Source organism: Bradyrhizobium sp. 26S5, assembly GCF_036923295.1.
GTDB lineage: Bacteria > Pseudomonadota > Alphaproteobacteria > Rhizobiales > Xanthobacteraceae > Bradyrhizobium > Bradyrhizobium septentrionale.
The window spans coordinates 2990707-3017047 of the sequence record NZ_CP145948.1 but is presented as its reverse complement, the minus strand read 5'-3'; the positions used below and the strand labels follow the sequence as shown (position 1 = coordinate 3017047).

The window sequence follows — 26341 nt, the reverse complement described above, 5'->3', positions numbered from 1 at the left end:
GTCATTCCGCGGCCATCATCGGCTTCGGCACCAGCCCAGCTCCGGGCCTCATCTGGAAGTCGTAGGTCATCAGGTGCCACGGTGCGGACACGCGGTCGCCATTCGGCAACGCCGGTTCGCTGCGGGGCTCGACGCGCGCGATGAGCTCGTCCTTGACGCCGAACACCACGTCGCTGCGCAGATATTGGTCGCCATCGAGGAAGACGTGGGTAATCAGCGGCTCGTAGCCCTCGGCCTTGACCAGGAAGTGGACGTGCGCGGGCCGCATCGGATGACGCTGCGTGGCGGTGATGAGATCGCCGACCGGGCCATCGGTCGGGATCGGATAGCTGCACGGCAGGATGGTGCGGAACGAGAAACGGCCGTCGGCATCGGTGACGAAGCGCGCGCGCAGCGATGGGCCGTGGGTCGCGTAATCGGCCTTCTGCGAATCGTAGAAGCCGTCATCGTCGGCGTGCCAGACATCGATCTCGGCATCGGCGAGCGGCTTGCCGGCGAGGTCGGTGACGCGGCTCAGCACGAACATCACTTCGCCGTCGATGCCTTCGGAGATGTTGGCGCCGTGCGGCGTGACGCGGTGCTCGCCGACATAGAACGGGCCAAGCACCGTGGTCTCGGTCGCGCCTTCGCGCTCGCGGTGATTGACGGCGTCGACCAGCATCGAAACGCCGAGCACGTCGGAGAGCAGGATGAACTCCTGGCGCAGCGGCGTGCAGGTCTGGCCGGTGCGGGTCAGGAACTCGATTGCCTGATTCCATTCCTCGAAGGTGAGTTCGGTGCGGCGCACCAGATCGTGCAGCGACTTGACCGTCTCCTCGATGATGAACTTGAGCCGCTTGTTCGGCGTGTTGGCGAAGCTGCGAAGCACCTCGTCGGTGAGATCATGCTCGTTGAAATTGGCCATCGTGTTTCCTTGATCTGATGAAGGTCAGTGCTGCACGGGCGCGTCGCCGCACCAGGCTGCCGCGATCAGTTGCTCGATCGGGGCGCGATCGACTGGTCTGGGGTTGGCATAGGGGTTGCGCACCGCCATCTCCGCGGCGCGAGCGATGCCGCCCTCGGGCATCCCGATGTCGGAGAGCGCGCGCGGCAGCGCGAGCTGCCGGGCAAGGTCAAACAGGCCCTGCGGTGCATTGACGCTGTGCAGCGCTCGCGCGACGCGGGTCATCGCCTCCGGCGCGGCGGCGGCGTTGTAGGCGGCGGCGTGGGGCAGCACGATCGAATGGGTTTCGGCGTGCGGCAGGTCGAACATGCCGCCCAGCACGTGGCAGAGCTTGTGATGCAGCGACATCCCGACCGCGCCGAGGCAGACGCCGCACAGCCAGGCGCCGTAGAGCGCATCGCGCCGCGCGCCGGGATCGGCGGGCGCAGTCATGATGCGCGGCAGCGCACGGGCGAGCGCGGCGATGCCTTCCTCCGCCATCAGCGAGGTCAGCGGATTGGCGTCGGGCGCATAAAGCGCCTCGACCGCGTGGGCAATCGCGTTCAAGCCGCTGGCGGCGGAGATGTGCGGCGGCAGGCTAACGGTGAGATCCACGTCGTAGATGACGGTGTCTGGCACCAGATCCTGGGAATGCTGTGTGGTCTTGATGCCGTTGGTGGTTTCACCAAGGATCGGCGTCATCTCCGAGCCGGCATAGGTGGTCGGCATCGCGATGTGCGGCAGCCCGGTGCGCAGCGACAGCGCCTTTCCGAGCCCGACCGTCGAACCGCCGCCGATTGCGACCAGCCCGTCGATGTCATGGGATTCGACGATGCCAAGCGCTTCGTTGGTGACCTCGACCGGCGTATGCATGCGCGCGCCGGCGAACAGGCCGGCCAGCTTGTCACCGAGGCCGGCACCCAACTGACGTCCGAGATCCTGCTGCTCGCTTGTGGTGAGCACCAGCGCCCGCTTGATGCCAAGGCGCTCCGTTTCCTCGCCAAGCCGCGCCGACGTGCCGGCGCCGAACACCACACGATATTGCTGCGAGCAATAGGCAAAGGTATCCCGGCCGGCATCACCGGCCGCCGCAACGGGCGCAATGGATGCGCCTCCGGCATCGGGCATTGCGACGCTCATGGCATTCCTCCCGGGCCGGCGAACCGGCGATCTCGTCTTGTTGGGAGAATGCTAGCGGCGGGCGGCCGCGGCGGGCCTGCATGAAACCGGAGAAAATCTGCACAAAACCGGAAAAATCATCCGTCGAGAGGGGGCCGGCTGTGCGCCCGCGCCTGACCCAGTCGCCAATCGCCGGGAGCTAGGGCGCGTACTCATTAATCCGGGATGTCCGCTTTCGAGAGGTAAAGCGGAGGGCGGCCCGACCGCAAGGATGTTGCCTTGTGACCCAGAACGGACATTGTCATCGATTGGTCTATCTCGACCTCAGCAATAGTCCGTAAATATCGACGCTCTAAAGTAGAACAGCCATGTGATGTAAAACCGTCGCTGCGAGGTTCGATCATGACGAGTAGTGTGCGAGCAATGATGCTTGCGGCGTGGTCAGCGTCAGCGGTCGGCGCGGCATCGTTGGCTACCCTGTTCACCCTCGCTAACTTGGCGTTCGGGATATACGAGGTCGCCGAAGGGCACACAAAAGTTGCGGACCTGCCGGGCGTCGTGGTGGGCGGGGCGACTACCTTTGTGCTCGCGCTACTTTTCAGCTTCGCTATTGCCGTTCCTGTAAGCTTGGTTATGGGCGCCTGCGCATATCCGTTCCTGAATACTATTCGGACTGCTAATCATTGGGCGTTCGGTGTCGTTGGTTTCGTGGTTGGTACGCTAATCTGGCTCGGGCTATCGTCGACCGGACCAGCCGGCAACTTGTACTTCAGGTCATGGATTTCCGTCTTTGTCATAGGGGGCCTTGCAGGATGCGCCGGCGGGCTTGCATTTTCCCGACAGCTTCACCAAAGGCATTAGCGGCGGATCACCCTTCGATCAGGCGGAACGAGATCGTGCTCTCTAAGCTTGTTTGATGAACTAACGGATCAGTACGACTTCCGCTGTTGGCCCGTTTGAGACGTGCCGACCCGGCCACGAGAATGTCCGTTGATTAGGGGGAGATCGGAAGTCAACGCCAAAGGGGAAAACCGGCGCTTTGACCCAAACCGGACGTCGTTGATCTGAATCAATGGGCTTTCATCGGCGCTGTTGTTCGAATGAATTTGCTTCAGGCTGTCAGCGGAGCCGATTACCGCCACCGACCTTCGCATCGGACAAAAAGCAAAGAGGTAGATTTTATGAACGCAATTAATCGACGTTCTCTTCTCGCCATCACCCTTGCCGTATCGACGTGCTTCACAGCGGCTGTACCGGCAAACGCGCAATCCCTATCGCCCGCGGATGCCCAGCAGATTGCCGTCGATGCTTATGTCTACGGTTATTCGTTGATTACGACTGAAGTAACCCGCGTGCAGATGAGCAACGTGCCCAAGGTCGAGGGGTTCAACAGTCCCACCGGTCAGTTCGTCAACGTTCCCCGCTATCCGCCTGCGGATTATCGCGGCGTTTCCGCGCCCAATGCCGATACGCTGTATTCCGTTGCCTGGCTCGACCTTACCGAGCCGCAGGTATTCAGTCATCCGGATATGGGCGATCGCTTCTATCTCTTTGAGATCACTGATCTGTGGATGTCGGATTCCGAGCACTCACCGAGCAAGCGGACGGCCAGCGGCAAGGCCACCAACTACCTCTTCACCGGCCCGGGCTGGAAGGGCGAAGTGCCAGCGGACATGAAACATTTCCCGATGGCGACGCGCAACATGGTCATTCTCGGTCGCACCTATGCGGACGGCACGGAGGCTGACTACAAGGCCGTCAACGCGCTGCAGGCACAATACAAGATCACGCCGCTTTTGGCGTGGGGCAAGCCATACACGCCGGTCACGCCCCCGGTGAATCCCAATCCGGGCTTCAGCATGACCGACAAGCCGCAGACGGTCATTCTCGCCATGGGAACGGAGGGGTACTTCAATCTGATGGCCAAGCTCATGGCTTCGACGGCACCTGCAGCCGCGGCAGATACACCGATGCTCGCAAGCATGGCGAAGATCGGCATCGTGCCCGGCAAGCCGTTCGAGATGAGCAAGCTCGATCCGGCAGTACAAGCAGCGCTGAAAGACATCCCCAATATCGCTCTTAAAAAAATCGAAGCCAACAAGGAGAACCTCGGCGGGATCGTCAACGGTTGGTCGATCACGAAGGGTCTCGGCACCTACGGCCCCTCCGATTACATGAAGCGCGCAGTGGTAGCGGCCTTCGGTTGGCCCGCAAATCAGGAGCGCGATGCGGTCTATCCGAATACCGAGAAGGACTCGACAGGACAGAAGCTGAGCGGTGCAAACAAATACACATTGACGTTTGCAAAAGATGCAACACCACCCGTCAACGGCTTCTGGTCGTTCACCATGTACATGATCGACCAGGGCTGGTGGTTCGTTCCCAATCCGCTGAACAGGTTCACCGTTAGCATGCGCGACAATCCGAAGTTCAATCCGGACGGCTCGCTGACCCTCTACTTTCAGAACGAGTCGCCGGGTCTTGACAAGGAGTCGAACTGGCTGCCGGCCCCCAAGGGCGATTTTGTCCTGATGCTGCGAATGTACTGGCCCAAGGACATTGCCCCTTCGATCATCGACGGAAGCTGGAAGGTGCCGCAGGTGGTCAAGGTCGGCTCATAGGCCGCGAGTAGGGATTTCCTATCTCACAAAATGACTCTGGTCGGCGGGAAGCTGCGCGCGTTAGCTTCTGGTCCATAGCCGAAAGCTGGCGTAGCCTACTCCGTTTTCCGGAGAACGCGGAAGGCCAATCAATGTCCGCTAAGGCCCTTAGCGGACATTCACTTGGCATCGTTCGACGTCTGCTTTCGAGGGCGATCCGGACCTCGCTATCACCGCACGCGCGTACCAAATTTATGAGTACACGCCTAGTGGCTGCGCCGGTATCGTCCCGGCGTCACGCCGGTGAAGCGGCGGAACATGCGCGTAAAATGCTCCTGGTGGGAGAAGCCGCAGGCCAGCGCGATGTCGGCCAGGCTCTGCGTCTCATCGACGAGCAACGCCCTGGCGCGCTCGATGCGCAGATTGAGCACGTATTGATAGGGTGAAATGCCGCTGGTCGCCTTGAACAGGCGCACGAAATATTCGGTGCTGCGGCCGCAAAGCTCCGCCAGCTGGTCGAGCCGGATATCGGTATCGAGATTGGTGTCGACGAATTCGCGGATGCGCGCCATCTGCCTGTTGCTGAGCAGGTTCGGGTGCTTGCCAGCCTCCACGCTCGGCTTGTGGAAATTGATCGCGACAAAGCGGTTGGCGATCGCCTGGGCGATCGGATCGACGAACAGCGACGAGGCCGGCAGGCTGCTGGTGATGGTGTCGCCGATCGCCGCAGCGAGATGCTCCAGCACGGCATCCTGATCGCCGAGCATCGGCGCGAGCCCGCCGATCAGGCTGGACGCCCCATCCCGGCCCGCGAACAGATCGGACCGCAGATAGATGTGGGTGGATTCAAGCGCTTCACGCAGGACGACGTTGCAGGCATGTCCCGCCGGCAGGAAGAACACGCCGCCGCGCGGAATCTGGCGGGCAACCGACTTGCCGTCCATCACATAGGTGATGTCGACGGGGCCACCCCGATGCAGCACCATCAGATTGTCGGAAAGGGCATGGAAGTGCCCGTCAAACGGCCGTTCACGCTGGACCGAGGCATACGCGGACGACCAGCCGAGCCCCTCGCTCGAGCCGCGGAATTCGGCCTGGAAGCGGTTCAGGATCCCGTGCGTCTCCTGCACCCCAAAATTCGACGTCGCCTGCATCCGACAGACCAAGGGCTCGAGGCTTCGGTGCCGTCGAGTGAAGCCCAACAGCCCTCGATTTTCAATACAATCGAACCGAACGGCAGCCCCCGCAGCCTTGCTGCGTCGCAATAGCGACGCCTGCTATTCCTTGACCGCGATCCAGATCACGTGGCGTACGCCGCGGCCTCGGCCGGTGGCGCGCACGGCAACTTCGTTGACGGCGAACCCGGCCCGCAACAGGGATTTCGGGAATTTGGCATTCGGCCCGGACGACCAGACCGCGAGCACGCCGCCGCGCCGCAACGCGGCGTGCGCGATCTTGAGTCCGGAGACATCATACAGCGCGTCATTGGCCTTGCGGGTCAGGCCTTCGGGGCCGTTATCGACATCGAGGAGAATGGCATCGAAGGTACGCGGATGGCGCTCGATCACGTCGGCAACGTCAACCTCCTGAATGCTGACGCGCGGATCGTTCAGGCTGTCGCCGAAAATCTCCGCCATCGGGCCCCTCGCCCAGGCAACGACTGCCGGCACCAGTTCGGCCACCATGATCTGCGCTTCGGGTCCGAGCACGGCGAGCGCCGCTCGCAGCGTAAAGCCCATGCCGAGGCCGCCAATGAGAAAATGTGGCTTCACGATCTTCTCGATCTTCTTCGCAGCAAGCGTCGCCAGTGCGGCTTCCGAGCCCGACAGGCGGCTGTTCATCAGCTCGTTGGTGCCGAGCATGATCGAGAATTCGCGGCCGCGCCGCATCAGACGCAATTCGCCTTCGGTGCCGGGAATGCGCGCGGTATCGATCTTTTCCCATGGAATCATGCGGCGGCTTGTAGCATGGCCAGTACCTTGCCCGAAGACGTCAGGCTACCCACCGGCCCAGACGTCGAGCACGTAGCGGTTCCTGGTGCCCATTTCCTCGATCCAGCGCGCGGCAGCATCCGCGTCCGCGCCGGAGCGCTCGCTATAGATCGACATCAGGGTCGCCTTGACGTCGGGCTCCATCTTGCTGCCGTCGCCGCAGACATAGACGATTGCGCCCTTCTCGATGAGCTCCCAGACCCGATCCTTCTGCGCAGCGACGAGATGCTGCACATAGGTCTTCGGCCCATCGGTACGCGAGAAGGCGGTGTAGAGTTCACTGACGCCGTCGGCTGCGAACGCCTTCAGCTCATCTCCATAGATGAAATCCTGCTCCGGATGGCGGCAGCCGAAGAACAGCATCGCAGGGCCCAGCGTCGCACCATGCGCCTTGCGCGCGGCGCGCTCCTGCAGGAAGCCGCGGAACGGGGCCAAGCCCGTCCCCGGCCCGACCATAATGATCGGCACGCCGTTGTCATCGGGCAGGCGGAAGCCCGCCTTGGTTTCCTTGATGGTGGCGTGGACGGTGTCGCCGGCGCGCCGGCGTGCCAGGTAGTTCGAGCACACGCCTTTGTAGATGCCGCGACCAGAGCTTGCGGGGGCTTCCACCACGCCGACCGTGACGCTGCAGCGCTGTGCCTCGCCGGCCGGAGACGACGAGATCGAGTAGTAGCGCGGAGCCAGCAGCGACAGCATTTCGAGATAGAGGTGGAACGGCAGTTCGCAGGCCGGATATTCCTCGAGCAGGTCGAACACCGATTTGCGCTTGGACAACACCTCGGTGCGGTAGCGCCCGGCCGAGGCCTCGTCGTCACCGATATAGGCCATCAGCTTCGGCTTGGTCACCGGGCAGCGGGTTTGCTCCGCCATGATCTGGATCTGCTTGCGGGTTGCGACCTGCTGCAGCTCGACGAACTCGGTGAGCAGCCGCCCAACCGACACCGCGTTGCCGACCGGCAGTTGCGCGCGGCGGCCTTCCGACACCTGCAGGCGGATCTGGTCGGCCGGCAGGAAGCCGAACCGGCGCGCCACGGAATCGACCAGGGTCGGGTCGTTGCGCGGCACCACGCTGAGATGATCGCCGACGCGATACTTCAGATTGGCCGGCAGTTCGACCTCGATGTGCCGGGTCGAGCGCTCCGACGGATGGGCACCCTCCTTGTTCTGCAACTCGTTGTTGGCGAACACCTTCATCGGCACCGCGCCGCCCTGCGTCACGATGGTGTTGACCGCGCCCTGCGCCACCGGCTCGATCGCATAAAGCGGCTCGTCCTCGGCGGTACGGGTGAAATTCCAGTCGATGCCGAATTCCTTGGTCGCGACCTTCGCCGCCTCCGGGAACCATTTCTGGAACTGGCCATCGAGATCGCTGCGCGCATCGCCCTCGCCGCGCGGATAGACGGCGCGCGCGCCATGCCTGGTCAATTGCTCGTCGATGAAGCGCGGCACCGACTGGTAGGTTGCGGCCCAATCGCTGTTGCCGCAGCCGAACACCGCATAGCGCACCTTGGCGAAGGCATCCTTCGGCAGATCGTTTTCGAGCCATTTGACGAATTGCGTGGCATTGTCGGGCGCCGCGCCATTGTAGGAGGCGCAGATGATCAGGACGCCGCCCTCCTCCGGCAGCTTGCCGACATAATCGTCCAGCGGCCCGAGACGCACTGCGAAACCATTGATCTCGGACAGATCCGCCATCCGGGTCGCCAGCTCCTCGGCGGAGCCGAGGTTAGAGCCGTAGAGCACCAGCATCGGCGTGTTGTGGCCGGGGCGCGTGGTCGGCGCGCGCGGCGCCTTTGGCGCAGCCGCAACCGCGCCCGTGCTGCCGGCGAACGCGCCGCGATCCTTGTCGTCGCGCGGCCGTACCTTGATCCTGAAGCCGTCGGGCTTGACGGTCAGCGTCTCCTTCAGATGCATCTGGTAGCGATGCACGTCGAGCAGCTTGAAGCGTTGCAGGATCATGCCGATTGCGAGCGCCGCCTCGTGCATGGCAAAGCCGCGGCCGATGCAGGCGCGCTGGCCGTTGCCGAACGGCTTCCAGGCGTTGATCGGGCGCTTTGCCTCCGCCTCGCGGCTGAAATTCTCCGGATCGAACACGTCGGGTTTCGGTCCCCAGACCGAGGGGTCGCGATGCAGCGCCATCACCAGCACGGTGATGAAGGTGTTCTTCTTTAATTTGTACTTTCCGCCGATGGTCTCGTCGCTGAGGGGCGCGATGCCGTAGGCCGGCGCCGGCGGCCACAGCCGCAGCGCCTCCTTCAGGCATTGCGTGATGTAGGTGAGCTGCGTCACCTGCTGATAGGTCGGCCTCGCATCGAGGTCGGGACCGAGGACGCGGTCGACCTCCTCATAGGCTTTCTTCAGCACCTCGGGATGCTTCAACAGCGCATAGATCGTGCACGACAACAGGCCGCTGGTGGTCTCGTGGCCGGCGATCAGAAAGGTGTTGATCTGGTAGCGGATGTTGACGTCGTCGAGCTGCTCGCCGGTCGCGCGGTCGACGCCGGTCATCATCGCGGCCAGCATGTCCTTCTTGTCGCTGGTCACGTCGGCATTGCCGCGCCGCTCCGCGATGATCTCGTCGACCATCTTGTTCATGAAGCCGACGTCGTCAGTGAGCGTCTTGCGCCGCTTCTGCATCCACAGACCCTCGAGCGGCAGGCCGCGGGTCATCATGATGGTCTCGAGCGAGCGCACCAGCGATTCCACGAAAGGGTGGTAGTCGCGGCGGTAGAACGAATTGAAGCGGTAGTCGAAGCCGCAGAGCCCGATCGTATCGAGGGTCAGCGCCGTCATGTCGTGGACGACCTCGATCTCCTCGTCGGCGTTGAGGCGCTCCCATTTCTTGACCAGCTGCTCGGCGATATCGACCATGCTCGGGTGGTACGACTGCATGGCGCGGTTGCCGAACGGCTGCATCAGGATGTTGTGCGCCTTGCTCCAGTTCGGCTCCTTGGTGTCGGCGGTGAACAGCCCGTCGCCGCCGACCGCGCGCACGCGGCGCAGCGAGCCGCGCACCGCCTTGTCGAAGCGCTTCTCGTCGGAGAGCTCGTCGACCAGATCATGGCCGGAGACGATCACGATCGGCGCGCCCATCATGTCGAGCCAGAAGATCGGCCCGAGCTCCTTGGAGAGCTTGACCAGATGCTGCACCGGCGCGGTCGAATCCAGCGACAGCATGTTGCCGACCACCGGTTTCGTCGGCGGATGCGGGATCGGACTCAGTCTGTTGCCGGACGCCATCTTCGGAAGTGCCCCCTCACTATGCGCGTCATCCTGAGGAGCGCGCAACGCGCGCGTCTCGAAGGATGGCCGCTTGCTCCTGTCCCTCTCATCCTTCGAGGCGCGCCGAGGCCGGCGCGCACCTCAGGATGACGCCTGTCCGAATTTTCGCTTACGCCACTCAATCAGCTTGGCGCTGACTTCGTCAGGCTTTTCCTGCTGCGTCCAATGGCCGCTGTCGTGGACCAGATACTTTTCGAGGTCCGGCACCAGCTTTTCCATGCCGTCGGCGGCCGACGGCGGCAGCACCGCGTCGTTCTCGGCCATGATCATCAGCGACGGCACCCGCACATGATGGTCCAGCCCGGCCGAGCGTTCCCAATTGCGGGTGAAATTGCGATACCAGTTGATGCCGCCGGTGAAGCCGGTCTTGGAGAACGTATCGACGAACACCTTCTTCTCATCCGCCGACAGGATCGGCGTGCGCGGGTCGTGCTTGGCGTCGTAGTTCGCGATCATCTGCGGAAACGCCAGATTAAGTCGGGCCGACGCCCCGACGCCGGCGATCGGCTGTTCCTCCGGCGTCCCGGGCGGGCGCGCCACCGGCTTGCGCATGAAGGCGTCGAAAGTCTGCTCGACGCGGCTGCCGAAGATACGGTCGGGCTCGCGCGCCGGATCCTGGAACTGGACGATGTACATATGGTCGCCGAAGCGCTGGCGGAACAGCGCGATCGGGTCCATCGGCGCACGGTCCCAATGCGGCGTGTTGACGCCGACGACACCGGCGACCCGCGAAGGATGCCTGAGCGGCATCTGCCAGACAACAAAGCCGCCCCAGTCGTGACCGACGAAGATCGCCTTGTCGATCTTGAGATGGTCGAGCAGGCCGACGAGATCGCCGGTCAGGTGCTCCATGTCGTAGGCTTCGACCGGCTCCGGCCGGTCGGTCGCGCCGTAGCCGCGCTGATCCGGCGCAATCACCCGGATGCCGGCCTCGCCGAGCGCCTTGATCTGGTGGCGCCAGGAGAACGCCAGTTCGGGCCAGCCATGGCACAGCACCACCGGCGGCGTGTCGGTCTTGGGGCCCGATTCGTAAAACCCCATGCGGATGCCGTTCGTCTCGGCGAACTGCAGCGGTGGCATCTCGATCATTGTGAAATTCCTATTCGGCCGCGCCCTTGATGTCAGCAGGCGGGGGCGCGAACGCCGCCTCGAGTGCATCGAATTCGAGCGGCAGCATGTCGCACATCACCTGCACATGGGGAATGATGTTGGCACCGACAATGAAGCCGAAATCAAGCTGATCGCGATAGCTCTGCACCGTGATGTTGAGCGCCACGCCATGGGTCGAGATCGAAACCGGGAAGATGTGCAGCAGCTCCGCACCCGCGGCGTAGAGCGTCTGCCGCGGCCCCGGCACGTTCGACACCGTGATGTTGGTCGCCGGCGGCAGCACGTTGGAGAGGTCGGAACGGCTGTAGAGCAGCGCCAAGACCTGCACCACGATCGGCGCACCCAGCAGCGAGATGTTGGAGACCTGCGGCACGAGGGCGCGCAGCGGATGCGACATCTCTTTGGACTTGGTGGATTGCGCGATGATGGTCTCGAGCCGCTTCTTGGGGTCCTCGACGTCGGTCGCGATCGAGCAGATCATGCCGAACACCTGGTTGTTGGATTCGGCATTGCCCTCCTCGCGCAGCGAGATCGGAACGCCGGCCGTCAACGACTTGTTCGGCAGCGCGCCCTGGCCGATCAGATAGCGGCGCACCACGCCGGAGGCGAGCGCCAGCACGACGTCGTTGAGCTTGCCGCCCGACGCCTTCGCCAGCGCCTTGGCGCGCGACAGCGAGATCGAGGTGCCGGCAAAGCTACGCTCCGACGAGATCGCCTTGTTGAGGATGGTCGGCGGCGAGGCCATGGCCTGCAGGCTCTCGCGCGACCTGGGGTCGGCGACCTTGGCGACGACGTCGGACAGGCTCTTGAGCACGGTCGGCATCGAGCCGGCAAACTTCACCGCGCTCTCGATCTGGAACATGGCATTGTCGAACAGGATCGAGCCGAGATCGCTCTTGCCCGAGCGCGGCAGCTCCAGGCTCTTCTGCGCGGCGGCGGCCGCCTCGAACGGCTGGGTCCAGAGCTGCTGATAGGCGTCGATCAGATTGGCCGCGATGTCGCGCGGCTCCTGAGCGACCTTTTTCGCGCTCGGCGGCTCGATTTGCCGCGGCACCGGCGTCAGGTCGTAGATCATGCTGGTCAGCGCCGCGCCGGCGCCGCCGTCGATGCAGGCATGGTGCATCTTGGAATAGAGCCCGATCTCGTTGTCCTTCATGCCCTCGAAGACGTAGAACTCCCAGAGCGGGCGGGCGCGGTTCAACAGCTTGGCGTGCATCCAGCCGACGATGCGCTCCAGCGTGGCGCGGTCGCGCGGCGCCGGCAGGCTGGCGCGGAAGATGTGGCGGTCGATGTCGAACTGGTCGTCCTCGACCCAGGACGGATGATCGATGTCGAGCGGCGCCTTCTGCAGGCGCGCCTTGAGGATCGGCGCAACGTGCAGCCGCGAGGCGATCATCGCCTTGAACTCCTCGAAGAAGTCGCCCTTGTAGCCGTCGGGCAGGCGGAAGATCGCCATGCTGCCGACATGCATCGGCATTTCCGGCGTTTCCAGATAGAGAAACGATGCGTCCAGCGAGGACAGCTTCTTGGCGTCGCTCATGATCTCCTCCCGAGAGCCAATTGACGCGGGCGCCTTGGCGGCGCTTCTCGTCGTCTGGTTTAGGATAGTGCCTGTTCTGCCGCCCCGTAGGCAATGGCAAAGGGGCCCGACCGGTCAAAATGCCGGAACTCCCCTTCCGGCTGCGCCAGCCGGTTCGCGATCGCCCACAAGGCTGCGGGATTGACGCCGAGGCCGAGATGGCTGGCGAAATGCACCTCGATGTTCTCGGCGGTGGCCGAAGGCCGCAGCCGCGAGGTCCGCCAGTTCACGATGCCGTCGGTGCGGGAATAGATCGAGGTGGTCGGCACCGGCATGTCGCCGGCGATCGCGGCGCGGATCTCGGGGATGTCGTCCACCCCCTCGCCGGACAACAGCTCATAGAGCCGTGTCGCATTGGTGGCGCGGATGTCGTCGGCGAACGGGCAGCCCAGCGTGATGATGGAACGCACCAGCTCCGGCATCTGCGACGCCAGGTCGCGCGCGTAGACGCCGCCGAGGCTCCAGCCGATGATCGAGACTTTGCGCCCGGAAGCCTCGTGTATCCGCTTCAGGAGGTCGCGCAGCGCATTGCGCCTGGAGGCGATGCCGCCGAAATTGCGGCCCATGTTCCAGGCGTAGGCGTCGTAGCCGAGCTCCTTCAAATAGCGCCGCATCGGCGCCATCGAAAGGTCGCTGGCGAGGAAGCCCGGCAGCGCCAGCACCGGATGACCGTCGCCCTTCGGCGCCTGCATCAGCAGCGGCGAGAGCAGCAGGCTCGAATTGAGCTCGAGCACGCCGCGCCCCTCCGCCAGCATCAGGAACAGGCTTGGCGCACGCAGCCGGCGTCCGGTCCCATCGACGCTCCTGTCCATGTCAGTCACGACTTCTTCTTGGCCGTGCCGCCGAAGCCGGCCATCGCCACGAACATATCCTGGAAGCGCTCAGCGAGCTTGGGATCGAAGGTGAACCAGCTCTGCATCAACGATTCCGGTGAAATCTTGTCGATGTTCGACAGCATCTGCTGCTGCAGCTTGTCCATCACGGCGTTCTGCATCGGCGCCACATCCGGCAGGCCGAAGAACTGCCGCGCTTCAAGGGGCGTACAATCTATCTCGACGTTGACTTTCATATCCGCCTCCTCAAATGCGCCTGGCCCGCCTCAGTATCACCGCGACCGGGGGAGTCACGCAAGCGAGCCGTATCTGCCCCGAGGTACAGTCGGCCTCAATCATCCGTTATGGTCAACTAAACCGTTCACCCGTTGCCGGCGCAAACGGCGCCCGCCGGTGATCGCCATTGCGGCCAATACGGCACTCCGAAAGTCGAATGTCACGCGTTCGCGCCGACCGCCTATTCTCACGATCCTGTTCATTGCGCTGCACCCGCGCAAACCGGTTAACCCTTTGGGAAATCGCGCTTGCGTGGCCTGCAAACTCTGGCAACATGGCCAATAATACCAGCCGGACAAAGCAGCCGGCGGACAAAAACGGGGACGCGGGATCACATGTCGGTACGTTGGAGTTTGTTTGCGGCGGCTGCCGTCGCACTCGTTGCCTTTGCTTTGCCGGCATCGGCCCAGACGTTGAAATATGCCAACCAGGGCGAGCTCAAGTCACTGGATCCCTACACACTGAAGGAAACCACGACGATCGCGCATCATGGCCATGTCTATGAGGGACTGGTTGCGCGCGACAAGGACCTGAAGATCATTCCGGCACTGGCGGAAAGCTGGGAGGCGCTGAGCCCGACTCAATGGCGCTTTCATCTGCGCAAGGGCGTGAAATTTCACAATGGCGACCCCTTCACCGCCGACGACGTGCTGTTCTCCGCCGAACGAGTCCGCGCCAAGGGCTCCAACTTCCTCAGCAACGTCCCGGCCGACGCCAAGTTCACCAAGGTCGACGACTACACGGTCGACGTGACGCTGGACTCGCCCAATCCCATCCTGACCGCGCAGTGGGATGGCTGGTACATCATGGACAAGAAATGGTGCGAGGAGAACAACGCCGTCGCACCGACGCCGGCCTCCGCGACCACGCCGAGCTACGCGACGCTGCACGAGAACGGTACTGGCCCCTTCACGATCGAGAGCCACCAGCCCGGCGTCAAGACCGTCTTCAAGGTCTACCCGGACTACTGGCGCAAGCCGGAGCACAATCTCAAGGAAATCATCTTCACCCCGATCGCCTCCGACGCCACCCGCGTCGCCGCGCTGCTCTCGGGCGAAGTCGACGTCATCGAGCCGGTTCCGATCCAGGACATCCAGCGGGTCAATTCGAGCGGCACCGCAACCGTCCTGACCGGGCCGGAGATCCGCACCATCTTCATCGGCATGGACATCGCGCGCGATGAGCTGCTGTTCTCCAATATCAAGGGCAAGAACCCGTTCAAGGACATCCGCGTCCGCGAAGCCTTCTACAAGACGATCGACGTCGATCTGATCAAGACCCGCGTCATGCGCGGCATGTCGACGCCCTCGACGCTGATGATCGCCCCCGAGCTCTATCCGCTGTCGAAGGAGTTCACCCGGCCCAAGCTCGATCCGGACGGCGCCAAGAAGCTGCTGGCCGACGCCGGCTATCCGAACGGCTTCGAAGTCACGATGGATTGCCCGAACGACCGTTACGTCAACGACGCCGCGATCTGCCAGGCGGTGGTCGGCATGCTGGCGCGCATCGGCATCAAGGTGAACCTGCTGGCGCAGCCGAAGGCGCAGTATTTCGCCAAGGTGCTGAAGCCCGGCGGCTACCAGACCTCGTTCTTCATGCTGGGCTGGACGCCGGCGACCTCGGATTCCCACAACGTGCTGCACGACATTTTCGGCTGCCGCCCCGACCCGAAGGATTCCACGAGGGGCGAAGCCAATCTGGGCGGCTATTGCAACAAGGAGGTCGACGCGCTGACCGACAAGGTTCTGGTCGAGCCCGACGATGCCAAGCGCAACCAGCTGATCAAGCAGGCCTACGAGATCGTCATCAAGGACTACGGCTACATCCCGCTGCACCAGCAGTCGCTGGCATGGGGCGTATCGAAGAAGGTCAAGCTGACCCAGCGTGCGGACAACCAGGTCCTGCTTTACTGGGCGACCAAACAGGGTGAATAGTAGTTTTGACGAATTGGGTCCCGGAAGCCCCTGCTTCCGGGACCTCTTGCTTTCCGGGCGCGCAATGCCGCGTGCCAAGTGTGCTGACAAGTGCTAAGAGCAGTGAAAGGTAGAGATGCTGGCTTTCACTCTTCGCCGCGTGCTGCAGGCGATCGGCGTCATGCTCGCCGTGGGCGTCATTGCGTTCTCGATGTTCCGCTTTGCCGGCGATCCGGTGAACCAGATCGTCTCGATCGACACCTCGGCCGCGCAGCGCGCCGAGATACGGCAATCGCTCGGCCTCGACGATCCCGTGCTGGTGCAGTTCGGCCGCTACTTCATCAATGCCGTGCAGTTCAAGTTCGGCGTGTCCTACCAGTTCCGCCTGCCGGTCTCCTCGCTGCTGGCGGAGCGGCTGCCGGCGACGCTGGAGCTTGCGATCTGCGCGACGCTGTTCGCCATGGTGGCCGGCATCCTGATGGGGGTCTATTCGGCGCTGCGCCGTGACACCGTGCTCGCCAAATTATTCCAGGCGATATCGCTGATCGGCATTTCGCTGCCGACCTTCCTGATCGGCATCCTGCTGATCTATCTGTTCGCGGTGACGCTGGGCTGGCTGCCCTCCTTCGGCCGCGGCGAGGTGGTGAAGCTCGGCTGGTGGACCACCGGACTGCTGACCGTTTCCGGCCTCAAAGCGCTGATCATGCCGTCGATCACGCTCGGGCTGTTCCAGATGACCCTGATCATGCGGCTGGTGCGCGCCGAAATGCTGGAAGTGCTGCGGACCGACTATATCCGCTTCGCCCGCGCCCGCGGGCTGACCACGCGCGCGATCCATTTCGGCCATGCGCTGAAGAATACCCTGGTCCCGGTAATCACGGTGGCTGGGCTGCAGTTTGGCTCGGTTATTGCTTTCTCGATCATCACGGAAACCGTGTTCCAATGGCCGGGCATGGGACTTCTGTTCGTACAGGCCGTGCAAAACGTCGATATCCCGATCATGGCTGCGTATCTGTTGATGGTCTCGCTGATCTTCGTCACCATCAATCTCGTGGTCGACATCCTCTACACCGTGGTCGACCCGCGCTTGCGGTCGACCGTCGGTCGTGCGGCGTGAGGGGCTGACCGATGTCCGACGCCGTCGTTCCCCATCGCTCCGACGACCAGGCGCATGTACCTGCCGGCTGGTTCAGGCGCGCGCTTGACAGCGATATCTTCTATTCGTTCCGCCGTTCCCGGCTGACGATGGTCGCCGCCTTGATCACGCTGCTGTTTTTCCTGCTGGCGGTCTTCGCGTCGTGGCTCGCGGTGCAGAACCCGTTCGATCCGGCACAGCTGCAGCTGATGAACTCGCGAATCGCGCCGCTGTGGACCGCCGACGGCCAAAGCCCCTTCCTGCTCGGCACCGACGAGCAGGGGCGTGATGTTCTCTCGGCGATCCTTTACGGCCTGCGCATCTCGCTTGCGGTCGGCGTCGCCGGCGTCATCTTCGCCGGCGCGCTCGGCATCGCGCTCGGGCTGGTCGCCGGATATTTCGGCGGCGCGGTCGACAGCGTCATCATGCGGATCGCCGACGTGCAGCTCACCTTCCCGGCGATCTTGATCGCGCTGTTGGTCAACGGCGTCGCCAAGTCGCTGCTCGGCAACCGGCTCGACGAGATGAGCACGCTCGGCGTACTGATCATCGCGATCGGCCTCAGTTTCTGGGTGCAATATGCCCGCACCGTCCGCGGTTCGGTGATGGTCGAGAAGAACAGGGATTATGTGGCGGCGGCGCAGCTGATCGGGCTGCCGGCGCCGACGATCATGCTGCGGCACGTGCTGCCGAACACGATGGGTCCCATCCTGGTCATCGCCACCATCAATCTGGCGCTCGCGATCATCACCGAGGCGACGCTGTCGTTCCTCGGCGCCGGCATGCCCGATACCATGCCCTCGCTCGGCACCCTGATCCGGATCGGCAATAACTATTTGTTTGCCGGCGAATGGTGGATCGTCGCCTTCCCGGGCATTGCGCTGGCAGGCCTGATCCTCTCCATCAACCTCGTCGGCGACTGGCTGCGCGACGCCCTCAATCCGAAGCTCCGATGAGCAAGCCCGTCCTCTCCGTACGCAACCTCGAGGTGGAATTCGTCACCCGCCGCGCGACGTTGCGCGCCATCAACGGCGTGTCGTTCGACATCGCCAAGGGCGAGGTGCTTGGCGTGGTCGGCGAATCCGGCGCCGGCAAATCGGTCACGGGCCTTGCGGTGATCGGGCTGATCGATCCGCCCGGCCGCATCTCCAGCGGCGAGATCGAGCTGTCGGGCACCCGCATCGACCATCTTCCACCGGAGGAGATCCGCCGCGTCAGGGGCAAGCGGATCGGCATGATCTTCCAGGATCCGCTGACCAGCCTCAATCCGCTCTACCGGATCGGCGACCAGATCATTGAGACCATCCGAACCCATACCAATCTCAGCGAAAGCGCCGCGCGCAAGCGCGCGATCGATCTATTGGCCGAGGTCGGAATCCCCGCGCCGGAGAAGCGCATCGACGGCTACCCGCACGAATTCTCCGGCGGCATGCGCCAGCGCGTCGTCATTGCGCTCGCGATCTGCGCCGAGCCCGAGCTGATCATCGCCGATGAGCCGACCACCGCGCTCGACGTCTCCGTGCAGGCGCAGATCATCGCGCTGATCAAGCGGCTCGGCCGCGACCATGGCACCGCCGTGATGTTGGTGACCCACGACATGGGCGTGATCGCCGAGACCTGCGACCGCGTCGCGGTGATGTATTCCGGCCGCATCGCCGAGATCGGCCCGGTGCAGGCAGTGGTACGCAATCCGCTGCATCCCTACGCCCGTGGCCTGATGGGCGCGATCCCGACGCTCGCGGGCGAGGACAAGCGCCTGGTGCAGATCCCCGGCGCGATGCCGCGGCTATCGGCGATCCCGCCGGGCTGCCCGTTCAATCCGCGCTGTGCGTTCGCCTTCGATCGCTGCCGCATCGAGCGGCCCGAGCCGATCCGGCAGGGCACACAATCCGTCGCCTGCCATCTGTTCGAGCCCGCAAAGGAGACGGCGGCATGAGCACGGCGCTGATCGAGGTCAAGAACCTGCGCCGTGTCTTCGACGTCTCGAAGCCGTGGCTCAATCGCGTGATCGAGGGTGGCCATCTCGAATTCCTGAAGGCCGTCGACGGCGTCAGCTTCGACATCAAGCGCGGCGAGACCTTTGCGCTGGTCGGCGAATCCGGCTCCGGCAAGACCACCGTTGCGCGCATGGTCGTCGGCCTGCTGCCGCCGAGTTCGGGCGAAGTCATTATCGACGGCGTCTCGATGACCGATCCGCGGCAGGCCCAGGCGCGCCGTCGGCTGCGCCGGCGCATCCAGATGGTTTTTCAGGATCCCTATGCGAGCCTCAATCCGCGTTACCGGGTTGCGGCCATCGTCGCCGAGCCGATCCGCGCCTTCGACCTGATCCAGGGCGAGCGCGATATCAAGGCCCGGGTCGGCGAATTGCTCTCGCTGGTCGGCCTGCACCCCGACGACGGCCAAAAATTCCCGCACGAATTTTCCGGCGGCCAGCGCCAGCGCATCGCGATCGCCCGCGCGCTGGCGTCGGAGGCCGAGTTCATCGTCTGCGACGAGCCGACCTCGGCGCTCGACGTCTCCGTGCAGGCGCAGATCCTCAATCTGATGCGCGATTTGCAGGACAAGTTCGGCCTGACCTATCTCTTCATCAGTCACAATCTCGCGGTGGTCCGTCATATGGCGAGCCGGATCGGCGTGATGTATCTCGGCCGCATCGTCGAGATCGCCGAGGGCCGAAAACTGTTCGAGACCCCGCGGATGCCCTACACTAGGATGCTGCTCGGCGCGGTTCCCGATCTTGCGATGTCCGGGCGCCAGCGCATCCCGGTCAAGGGCGAGATTCCCAACCCGATCGATCCGCCGCCGGGTTGCTCGTTCAACCCGCGCTGTCCGCTCGCCTTCGATCTCTGCCGTGAGAGGACGCCGGAACTGATCGATGGCGTCGCCTGCCACGCCGTCAACAATGCTGCCGCCGCCGTTCCGGCATGATCACGCGGATGGGAGCGGCCATGTCTACCAAGCGGTTGGCATACCAGCCCGCCTGTGATCAAGTGCGCGCGCACAAGAAACCCAACAAGCCGCCAAACGGTCAATCGTCATGAGCAACGTCAACCCCGATCCGTTCACCACAAGGCCCGAGATCGAAGGCACTTTCGGCGTCGTCACCTCGACGCACTGGATCGCCACCGCGGTCGGCATGGCGGCGCTGGAGAAAGGCGGCAACGCCTTTGATGCGGGGGTCGCCACCGCCTTCACGCTGCAGGTGGTCGAACCGCATCTGAACGGGCCCGGCGGCGACGTGCCTGTTATCGTGCACGACGTCAAGCGCGGCAAAAGCGAGGTGATCTGCGGCCAGGGCCCGGCGCCGGCGAAGGCAACCATCGCGCATTACCGCAGCGAGGGCCTCGATATGGTGCCCGGCACCGGCCTGCTCGCGGCCTGCGTGCCCGGCACGTTCGAAACCTGGATGCTGCTGCTGCGCGACTACGGCACGATGAAGCTGCGCGACGTGCTGGAGCCTGCAATCGCCTATGCCCGTGACGGCTATCCGCTGGTCGAGCGTGCGTCTGCGACCATCCAGACCGTCGAGCAGCTGTTCCGGAAATACTGGACCACGTCGGCCGACGTCTATCTGCCGAACGGCGAGGTGCCGAAGCCCGGCACCATCTTCACCAACAAGAAGCTCGCGGAGACTTACACCCGTATCCTGAGCGAGGCGGAGAGCGCAGGCCACGACCGCGTCGCGCAGATCGAGCGCGCGCGGCAGGCCTGGTCGAAAGGCTTCGTCGCCGAGGCGATCGATAAGTTCTGCCGCACCCAGGAGGTGATGGACGTCTCCGGCTCGCCGCATCGCGGCGTGCTGTCGGCCGACGACATGGCGCGCTGGCAACCGACCATCGAGGCGCCACTCACCTATGATTACGGCCGCTACACCGTGCAGAAGGCCGGCGTCTGGAGCCAGGGCCCGGTGATGCTGCAGCAGCTCGCGCTGCTCAAGGGTTTTGAACTCGACGGGCTCGATCCGGCTGGCGCCGACTTCATCCATCTGCAGATCGAAGCCGCCAAGCTCGCTTATGCCGATCGCGAAACGTTTTATGGCGATCCCAAGTTCACCAATATCCCGATCGAAACGCTGCTGTCCGATGCCTACAATAACGAACGGCGCAAGCTGATCTCGAAGGAGCATGCCTCGCTCGATTTCCGCCCCGGCTCGCTCGAAGGTTTCGGCGGCGTCGTGAAATTGCGACGCGCCGAAGGGCATCGCGAGGCGGTCGGCGCCATGGGCGCAGGCGAGCCGACGGTCGGCCGGTTCGGCGAGGTGCGCGGCGACACCGTGCATTTCGACATCATCGACAAGGCCGGCAACATGATCTCGGCGACACCGTCCGGCGGCTGGCTGCAATCCTCGCCGGTGATTCCCGAGATCGGCTTCTGCCTCGGCAGCCGCGCCCAGATGTTCTGGCTGGAGGAGAACCACCCTGCCGCGCTCGCACCGGGCAAGCGGCCGCGCACCACGCTGTCGCCGACCATGGCGCTGCGCGACGGCGAGCCGTATCTCTCCTGGGGCTCGCCCGGCGGCGACCAGCAGGACCAGTGGATCACGCAGTTCTTCCTGCGCCATGTCCACGCCCGGCTCAATCTGCAGGAGGCTATCGACGCGCCGGCGTGGCACTCCGAGCATTTCCCGATCTCGTTCTGGCCGCGCACTTCGCGGCCCGGCGTGCTGGTGCTGGAAAATCGCGTGCCGAAATCGACCATCGATGAATTGAAGCGCCGCGGCCATGTGGTGGAGATCGGCCCCGATTGGTCGGAGGGCCGCCTCACCGCCGCCTCCAAGGTTGGCCCCCGTCGCAGTGCCGCGGCCAACCCGCGCGGCATGCAGGGTTATGCCGCGGGCCGCTAGACGAGATGACCATCGTATCATGATGACGTCGGATCGAATTGCAGACCGAGCCTCAAACTCCACCTCGCCCCGCTTGCGGGGAGAGGTCGGATCGCATCGCAGATGCGATCCGGGTGAGGGGGAGCCTCCGCAAACTCGATATCTGCCGCTTTCGCGGAACGAGCCCCTCACCCCAGCCCTCTCCCCGCGAAGAGCGGGGAGAGGGAGAAGAGACACGAGATGACCTGGTCGATCATCGCCCGCGATAGCGCCACCGGCCAGCTCGGCATCGCGGTCGCGACGCGGTTCTTCGCAGTCGGTGCGCTGGTGCCCCACATCGCCCCCGGGATCGGCGCCGTCGCGACGCAGGCGCTGGTCAATCCCTATTACGGCATCGACGGCCTCGCGCTGCTGCGCGAGGGCAAGAGCCCGCATGAGGCGATCGCGGCGCTGCTTGCGACCGACAGCGGCCGCGAGAGTCGGCAGGTCCATGTCATGGACAGCACGGGTCACTTCGCTGCGCATTCCGGCAAGGACTGCATCGACTGGTTCGGCCATATCGCGGGCGATGGCTTCTCGATCGCCGGCAACATGCTGGCCGGCCCCGCTGTGCTTGACGAGACCGCGCGTGTGTATTCCGCAGGCGAAAAACTCCCGTTCGCCGAGCGGCTGATCAAGGCGATGTTCGCCGGCGAAGCGGCCGGCGGCGACAAGCGCGGCAAGCAATCGGCGGCACTCCTGATCCACGGCGCGGAGGAATGGCCGCTGCTCGACCTGCGGGTCGACGATCACGCCGATCCCTTGCGCGAGCTGGAGCGGCTGGAAGCCGTCAGCCGCGAGCACTGGGTGCCGTTCCGGAACTTCATGCCGACCCGAGGCAATCCGGCCGGAACCAGCGACCGCGCCAAGATCGATGCCGGCATCGCAGCGGCAACCACGAGCCGCGAATGACTGCAGGCGCGCTGATCGAGATCGAAGGCCTGCGCGTCACGTTCCACGGCGACGACGGCCGCATTACGCACGCGGTCGATAGCGTCGATCTGTCCGTCGCCAACGGCGCCACGCTCGGCCTGGTCGGCGAGTCCGGCTGCGGCAAGAGCGTGACCTCGCTCGCCATCATGGGGTTGTTGCCGAAGCAATCGGCTGAAGTCTCCGGCGCGATCCGCTTCGACGGCTTCGACCTGCTCGACGTGCCGGACGCGACGCTGCGCGACCTGCGCGGCAACCGTCTCGCCATGATCTTCCAGGAGCCGATGACCTCGCTCAACCCGAGCTTCACGATCGGCGACCAGATCACCGAGACCATCTTGCGTCACCGCGGCGGCTCCCGCCGCGCGGCGCGCGAGCGCACCATCGAGCTGCTCCGCCGCGTGCATATCCCCTCGCCCGAGAAGCGCATCGACGAGTTCCCGCACAAGCTGTCCGGCGGCATGCGCCAGCGCGTGATGATCGCGATGGCGCTGGCCTGCGATCCGCAGCTTCTGATCGCCGACGAGCCGACCACCGCGCTCGACGTCACGCTGCAGGCGCAGATCCTCGATCTAATGCGCGAGCTGAAGGCCGCTAGCCGAGCTGCGATCATCCTGATCACCCACGATCTCGGCGTTGTCGCTGAAGTCTGCGACGAGGTCGCGGTGATGTATGCCGGCGAGATCGTCGAGCGCGCGCCGGTCGACGAGCTGTTCGCCAATCCGCAGCATCCCTACACGGTCGGCCTGCTCGGCTCGATCCCGCGGCTCGACCGCCGCACCAGCCATCTCGCCACCATCGAGGGCATGGTGCCGAACATGGCGAACCCGCCCGCGGGCTGTCGCTTTGCCGCGCGTTGCCCGTTCGTGGAGAATGCCTGCACCAAAGCGCCGCCGCCGCTCGCGATGCTGAGCGCGACCCACGCCTCGCGCTGCATCAGGGCGCCGCTGGAGCAGCTGGTGTCATGACGGCTGGGCTCCTCACTCTCGTGCCCCGGGCGCAGTGCAGCACAAGCGCAGCGCGGTGGTGCACTGCTGGACCGGGGCCCACAGCGAGCGTCACGAGACATGGGTCCCGGTTCAGCAGCGCAACACTTCGCGTTGCACTGCGCCCGGGACACGGAGGGCAACACCGATGACCGTGCTGCTCGAGGTCGAAGGGCTGGTGAAGCATTTCGTCGCCGAACGGTCGATGTTCGGGCGGCCGACCGCCCATGTGAAAGCGGTCGACGGCGTCAGCTTCACGGTCGAGGCCGGCAAGACACTGGCACTGGTCGGCGAATCCGGCTGCGGCAAATCTACCGTCAGCCGCCTGGTGCTGCGGCTGATCGAGCCGGATGCCGGACGTGTCAGCTTCGAGGGCCGCGACCTCGGCGCGCTCAATGCCGAGCAGTTGCGCGCGTTCCGCCGCGACGCGCAGCTGATCTTCCAGGACCCCTACGCCTCGCTCAACCCGCGCATGACGGTGAGCCAGATCCTGACCGAGCCGCTGGCGCTGCACGACCTGGTACCGCCGGCACGCCGCCGCGAGCGGGTCGAGGAGCTTCTGCGCCTCGTCGGCCTCGAGCCGCGCTTTGCGCGCCGCTACCCGCACGAATTCTCCGGCGGCCAGCGCCAGCGCATCGCGATTGCGCGGGCGCTCGCGGTCGAGCCGAAGCTGATCATCTGCGACGAGCCGGTGTCGGCGCTCGACGTCTCGATCCGCTCGCAGATTCTCAATCTGCTGCGCGACCTGCAGGATCGCCTGAAGCTCGCCTACATCTTCGTGTCGCACGATCTCGCGGTCGTGAAACACATCGCCGATCGCGTCGCCGTGATGAATCTCGGCACCATCGTCGAGACGGCGGATGCGCAGGCGCTGTTCGCCGCCCCGCGCCATCCCTACAGCCGTGCGCTGTTGTCGGCGATCCCGGTGCCTAAACCGAAGGCAAAACGCAGCCGGATTGTGCTGCAGGGCGAACTGCCGAGTGCGCTGCATCCGCCCCGGGGCTGCCGATTCCACACAAGATGTCCCTATGCAATCGAGCGCTGCCGCAGCGAAGCGCCACAGCTCGTCGAAGATGGCACCGGACATGCAACGGCGTGTCACCGGACGGCGGAGCTGCCGCGGGACGATGCGATCGTCCCGTCTGACGGCGGCTTCTCGCCGACGCTGGAAAAACTGTTGGCGGCCTTTGGCGCGGCGGAAGGAGCCGGACGTCCCGGGGTTGGTACAGTCGGGACTTAAGGTCGGCGCGTGAACATGGGGAACGGTGTGATGAAGATGCTTCGTTTGGCGGCGGCAGCCGCGCTGTTGCTCGCGCTCGGCGCGGGCGCTCAAACCCGGGCTCAAGCCCAGACCACGCTGCGCATCGGCCTTGCCGAGGATCCCGACATCCTCGATCCCTCGACCGCACGCACCTATGTCGGCCGTATCGTGTTTGCCGCGTTCTGCGACAAGCTGTTCGACATCGACGAAAAGCTCAACATCGTGCCGCAGCTCGCGCTGTCGCACGAGACATCCGCCGACGGCAAGGAGGTCACGATCAAGCTCCGGCCCGGCGTCAAGTTCCAGGATGGCGAACCGTTCGATGCGGAAGCGGCCAAGTTCTCGCTCGACCGCCACATGACGCTGCCGACCTCGTTCCGCAAGTCGGAGCTTGCGAGCCTCGATCATGTCGAGGTGGTCGATCCGCTCACCATCAAGCTGGTGCTGAAGACGCCATACTCGCCCCTGATCGCCCAGCTCACCGACCGTGCCGGCATGATGGTGTCGCCGAAAGCGGCGAAAGAGGCCGGCGACAAGTTCGGCCTGCATCCGGTCTGCGCCGGACCGTACAAATTCGTCGAGCGCGTGCAGCAGGACCGCATCGTGTTCGAGAAATTCGCCGACTACTGGAACAAGGACAACGTCTTCATCGACCGCATCGTGTATCTGCCGATAGTGGATGCCACCGTGCGGCTGGCCAATCTGAAATCCGGCGGGCTCGATCTGATCGAGCGGGTGCTGGCGACCGATATCAAGGATGTTCGCGCCGACCCGAAGCTCGTGCTGTCGACGGCGCCCGAGCTCGGCTATCTCGGCCTCACCATCAACATTGCCAACGACAAGGCCAAGGGACCGCTCAGCCAGTCGGAGAAGGTGCGCCAGGCGCTGGATCTGGCGATCGATCGTGAGGCGCTCAACCAGGTCGTGTTCAACGGCGAGTTCACGCCGGGCAATCAATGGGTCTCTCCCACCCATCCCTATTACCAGAAGGCGTTTCCGGTTCGCGGCAGCGACGTCGCCAAGGCCAAGGCGCTGTTGAAGGAAGCCGGTGTCGCGCTGCCGGTTACCGTCGACTACATGGTGCCCAAGGGCACGGAGTATGAAGCGGTGGCACAGGTGGTCCAGTCGATGGCGGCCGAAGCCGGCTTTGACATCAAGATCCGTGTTGTCGAGTTTGCCACCACTTTCAAGCAGGCCCAGGCCGGCGAATTCCAAATATTCCAGATCAACTGGAGCGGCCGGATCGATCCCGACGGCAATTCCTACATCTTCATGCACTCAAAGGCCCCGCAGAACGACGGCGGCTATTCCAATCCGGAAGCCGACAGACTGATGGAGGACGCGCGGCTGACCGCTGATCCCGCGCAGCGCAAGGCGATCTACGAGAAGCTGACCAAGATCCTGCTCAATGACGAGCCCATCATCTACCTCTATCACCGCAAGCTGCTGATCGCGCACACCGCCAAGGTCGACGGTTACCGGCAGATGCCCGATGGCCTGGTGCGCGTGGTCGGGCTGAAGCTGAAATGACCGTCGCGCCACC

20 protein-coding genes are annotated in these 26341 nt (G+C 64.3%); 11 read left to right on the top strand and 9 right to left on the bottom strand.

The window, feature by feature from the left end; genetic code table 11:
• Position 1 precedes the first annotated feature (1 nt).
• Positions 2-904, bottom strand: a complete 903-nt coding sequence (locus V5279_RS13965) for an intradiol ring-cleavage dioxygenase (protein WP_338698175.1) — start codon at positions 902-904, stop codon at positions 2-4.
• A gap of 24 nt (positions 905-928) precedes the next feature.
• Positions 929-2062 carry a maleylacetate reductase gene (locus tag V5279_RS13960; protein WP_338698173.1) on the bottom strand — a complete coding sequence of 378 codons (1134 nt, stop codon included), beginning with the start codon at positions 2060-2062 and terminating at the stop codon, positions 929-931.
• 1160 nt (positions 2063-3222) lie between these two features.
• On the opposite strand from V5279_RS13960, the gene V5279_RS13955 reads away from it, so the two are divergent.
• Positions 3223-4662 carry a DUF1254 domain-containing protein gene (locus tag V5279_RS13955; RefSeq protein WP_338698171.1) on the top strand — a complete coding sequence of 480 codons (1440 nt, stop codon included), beginning with the start codon at positions 3223-3225 and terminating at the stop codon, positions 4660-4662.
• A 245-nt stretch (positions 4663-4907) separates the two neighbouring features.
• On the opposite strand, the gene V5279_RS13950 is transcribed toward V5279_RS13955, so the two are convergent.
• The 7 genes from V5279_RS13950 to V5279_RS13920 form a co-directional block, all read right to left on the bottom strand.
• Positions 4908-5795 (bottom strand): AraC family transcriptional regulator, encoded by an 888-nt coding sequence (locus V5279_RS13950; RefSeq protein WP_338698169.1) that lies wholly within the window; start codon positions 5793-5795, stop codon positions 4908-4910.
• A gap of 123 nt (positions 5796-5918) precedes the next feature.
• Positions 5919-6593: a spermidine synthase gene (locus V5279_RS13945; RefSeq protein ID WP_338698167.1), complete on the bottom strand. Its 675-nt coding sequence runs from the start codon at positions 6591-6593 to the stop codon at positions 5919-5921.
• A 45-nt stretch (positions 6594-6638) separates the two neighbouring features.
• The gene (locus V5279_RS13940) at positions 6639-9872 is read right to left on the bottom strand and encodes a bifunctional cytochrome P450/NADPH--P450 reductase (RefSeq protein ID WP_338698164.1); all 3234 of its coding nucleotides are present in this window, start codon (positions 9870-9872) and stop codon (positions 6639-6641) included.
• A 123-nt stretch (positions 9873-9995) separates the two neighbouring features.
• On the bottom strand, positions 9996-11003 hold the full coding sequence (locus V5279_RS13935; RefSeq protein ID WP_338698162.1) for an alpha/beta hydrolase: 1008 nt from the start codon (positions 11001-11003) through the stop codon (positions 9996-9998).
• Positions 11004-11013: 10 nt separating this feature from the next.
• A complete protein-coding gene (locus V5279_RS13930; RefSeq protein ID WP_029078082.1) occupies positions 11014-12564 on the bottom strand; it encodes a WS/DGAT/MGAT family O-acyltransferase in 1551 nt (516 codons plus the stop codon).
• Between the two features lie 59 nt (positions 12565-12623).
• Positions 12624-13415, bottom strand: a complete 792-nt coding sequence (locus V5279_RS13925) for an alpha/beta hydrolase (protein WP_338701176.1) — start codon at positions 13413-13415, stop codon at positions 12624-12626.
• A gap of 5 nt (positions 13416-13420) precedes the next feature.
• Positions 13421-13672 (bottom strand): DUF6489 family protein, encoded by a 252-nt coding sequence (locus tag V5279_RS13920; RefSeq protein WP_029078084.1) that lies wholly within the window; start codon positions 13670-13672, stop codon positions 13421-13423.
• Positions 13673-14047: 375 nt separating this feature from the next.
• On the opposite strand from V5279_RS13920, the gene V5279_RS13915 reads away from it, so the two are divergent.
• From V5279_RS13915 to V5279_RS13870, 10 genes are all read left to right on the top strand, one after another.
• Positions 14048-15646: an ABC transporter substrate-binding protein gene (locus V5279_RS13915; protein WP_338698159.1), complete on the top strand. Its 1599-nt coding sequence runs from the start codon at positions 14048-14050 to the stop codon at positions 15644-15646.
• Between the two features lie 115 nt (positions 15647-15761).
• Entirely contained in the window at positions 15762-16742 is a 981-nt protein-coding gene (locus V5279_RS13910; RefSeq protein WP_166203522.1) for an ABC transporter permease, read from the top strand.
• A gap of 11 nt (positions 16743-16753) precedes the next feature.
• A complete protein-coding gene (locus tag V5279_RS13905) occupies positions 16754-17716 on the top strand; it encodes an ABC transporter permease (RefSeq protein WP_338698156.1) in 963 nt (320 codons plus the stop codon).
• Positions 17713-18696, top strand: a complete 984-nt coding sequence (locus tag V5279_RS13900) for an ABC transporter ATP-binding protein (RefSeq protein ID WP_338698154.1) — start codon at positions 17713-17715, stop codon at positions 18694-18696. Before V5279_RS13905 ends, V5279_RS13900 begins: the two co-directional genes overlap by 4 nt.
• Positions 18693-19688 carry an ABC transporter ATP-binding protein gene (locus tag V5279_RS13895; RefSeq protein ID WP_166297839.1) on the top strand — a complete coding sequence of 332 codons (996 nt, stop codon included), beginning with the start codon at positions 18693-18695 and terminating at the stop codon, positions 19686-19688. Before V5279_RS13900 ends, V5279_RS13895 begins: the two co-directional genes overlap by 4 nt.
• 109 nt (positions 19689-19797) lie before the next feature.
• Entirely contained in the window at positions 19798-21603 is a 1806-nt protein-coding gene (locus tag V5279_RS13890; protein WP_338698152.1) for a gamma-glutamyltransferase family protein, read from the top strand.
• A gap of 219 nt (positions 21604-21822) precedes the next feature.
• Positions 21823-22533, top strand: coding sequence for a DUF1028 domain-containing protein (locus V5279_RS13885; protein ID WP_338698150.1), 711 nt, complete (start codon positions 21823-21825; stop codon positions 22531-22533).
• A complete protein-coding gene (locus tag V5279_RS13880; protein ID WP_338698148.1) occupies positions 22530-23519 on the top strand; it encodes an ABC transporter ATP-binding protein in 990 nt (329 codons plus the stop codon). The genes V5279_RS13885 and V5279_RS13880 overlap by 4 nt, the downstream gene beginning before the upstream one ends.
• Before the next feature lie 166 nt (positions 23520-23685).
• Positions 23686-24777, top strand: a complete 1092-nt coding sequence (locus tag V5279_RS13875) for a dipeptide ABC transporter ATP-binding protein (protein WP_338698146.1) — start codon at positions 23686-23688, stop codon at positions 24775-24777.
• 30 nt (positions 24778-24807) lie between these two features.
• On the top strand, positions 24808-26328 hold the full coding sequence (locus V5279_RS13870; protein ID WP_338698144.1) for an ABC transporter substrate-binding protein: 1521 nt from the start codon (positions 24808-24810) through the stop codon (positions 26326-26328).
• The last annotated feature ends 13 nt before the right edge of the window (positions 26329-26341 follow it).

What these genes read in the sequence shown, in the direction of transcription:
- V5279_RS13955 (WP_338698171.1), top strand. Translation starts at nt 3,223, where the DNA reads ATGAACGCAATTAATCGACGTTCTCTTCTCGCCATCACCCTTGCCGTA.
- V5279_RS13875 (WP_338698146.1), top strand. Translation starts at nt 23,686, where the DNA reads ATGACCGTGCTGCTCGAGGTCGAAGGGCTGGTGAAGCATTTCGTCGCC.
- V5279_RS13930 (WP_029078082.1), bottom strand. Translation starts at nt 12,564, where the DNA reads ATGAGCGACGCCAAGAAGCTGTCCTCGCTGGACGCATCGTTTCTCTAT.
- V5279_RS13880 (WP_338698148.1), top strand. Translation starts at nt 22,530, where the DNA reads ATGACTGCAGGCGCGCTGATCGAGATCGAAGGCCTGCGCGTCACGTTC.
- V5279_RS13940 (WP_338698164.1), bottom strand. Translation starts at nt 9,872, where the DNA reads ATGGCGTCCGGCAACAGACTGAGTCCGATCCCGCATCCGCCGACGAAA.
- V5279_RS13895 (WP_166297839.1), top strand. Translation starts at nt 18,693, where the DNA reads ATGAGCACGGCGCTGATCGAGGTCAAGAACCTGCGCCGTGTCTTCGAC.
- V5279_RS13870 (WP_338698144.1), top strand. Translation starts at nt 24,808, where the DNA reads ATGAAGATGCTTCGTTTGGCGGCGGCAGCCGCGCTGTTGCTCGCGCTC.
- V5279_RS13905 (WP_338698156.1), top strand. Translation starts at nt 16,754, where the DNA reads ATGTCCGACGCCGTCGTTCCCCATCGCTCCGACGACCAGGCGCATGTA.
- V5279_RS13900 (WP_338698154.1), top strand. Translation starts at nt 17,713, where the DNA reads ATGAGCAAGCCCGTCCTCTCCGTACGCAACCTCGAGGTGGAATTCGTC.
- V5279_RS13890 (WP_338698152.1), top strand. Translation starts at nt 19,798, where the DNA reads ATGAGCAACGTCAACCCCGATCCGTTCACCACAAGGCCCGAGATCGAA.
- V5279_RS13945 (WP_338698167.1), bottom strand. Translation starts at nt 6,593, where the DNA reads ATGATTCCATGGGAAAAGATCGATACCGCGCGCATTCCCGGCACCGAA.
- V5279_RS13885 (WP_338698150.1), top strand. Translation starts at nt 21,823, where the DNA reads ATGACCTGGTCGATCATCGCCCGCGATAGCGCCACCGGCCAGCTCGGC.
- V5279_RS13910 (WP_166203522.1), top strand. Translation starts at nt 15,762, where the DNA reads ATGCTGGCTTTCACTCTTCGCCGCGTGCTGCAGGCGATCGGCGTCATG.
- V5279_RS13960 (WP_338698173.1), bottom strand. Translation starts at nt 2,062, where the DNA reads ATGAGCGTCGCAATGCCCGATGCCGGAGGCGCATCCATTGCGCCCGTT.
- V5279_RS13925 (WP_338701176.1), bottom strand. Translation starts at nt 13,415, where the DNA reads ATGGACAGGAGCGTCGATGGGACCGGACGCCGGCTGCGTGCGCCAAGC.
- V5279_RS13920 (WP_029078084.1), bottom strand. Translation starts at nt 13,672, where the DNA reads ATGAAAGTCAACGTCGAGATAGATTGTACGCCCCTTGAAGCGCGGCAG.
- V5279_RS13965 (WP_338698175.1), bottom strand. Translation starts at nt 904, where the DNA reads ATGGCCAATTTCAACGAGCATGATCTCACCGACGAGGTGCTTCGCAGC.
- V5279_RS13950 (WP_338698169.1), bottom strand. Translation starts at nt 5,795, where the DNA reads ATGCAGGCGACGTCGAATTTTGGGGTGCAGGAGACGCACGGGATCCTG.
- V5279_RS13915 (WP_338698159.1), top strand. Translation starts at nt 14,048, where the DNA reads ATGTCGGTACGTTGGAGTTTGTTTGCGGCGGCTGCCGTCGCACTCGTT.
- V5279_RS13935 (WP_338698162.1), bottom strand. Translation starts at nt 11,003, where the DNA reads ATGATCGAGATGCCACCGCTGCAGTTCGCCGAGACGAACGGCATCCGC.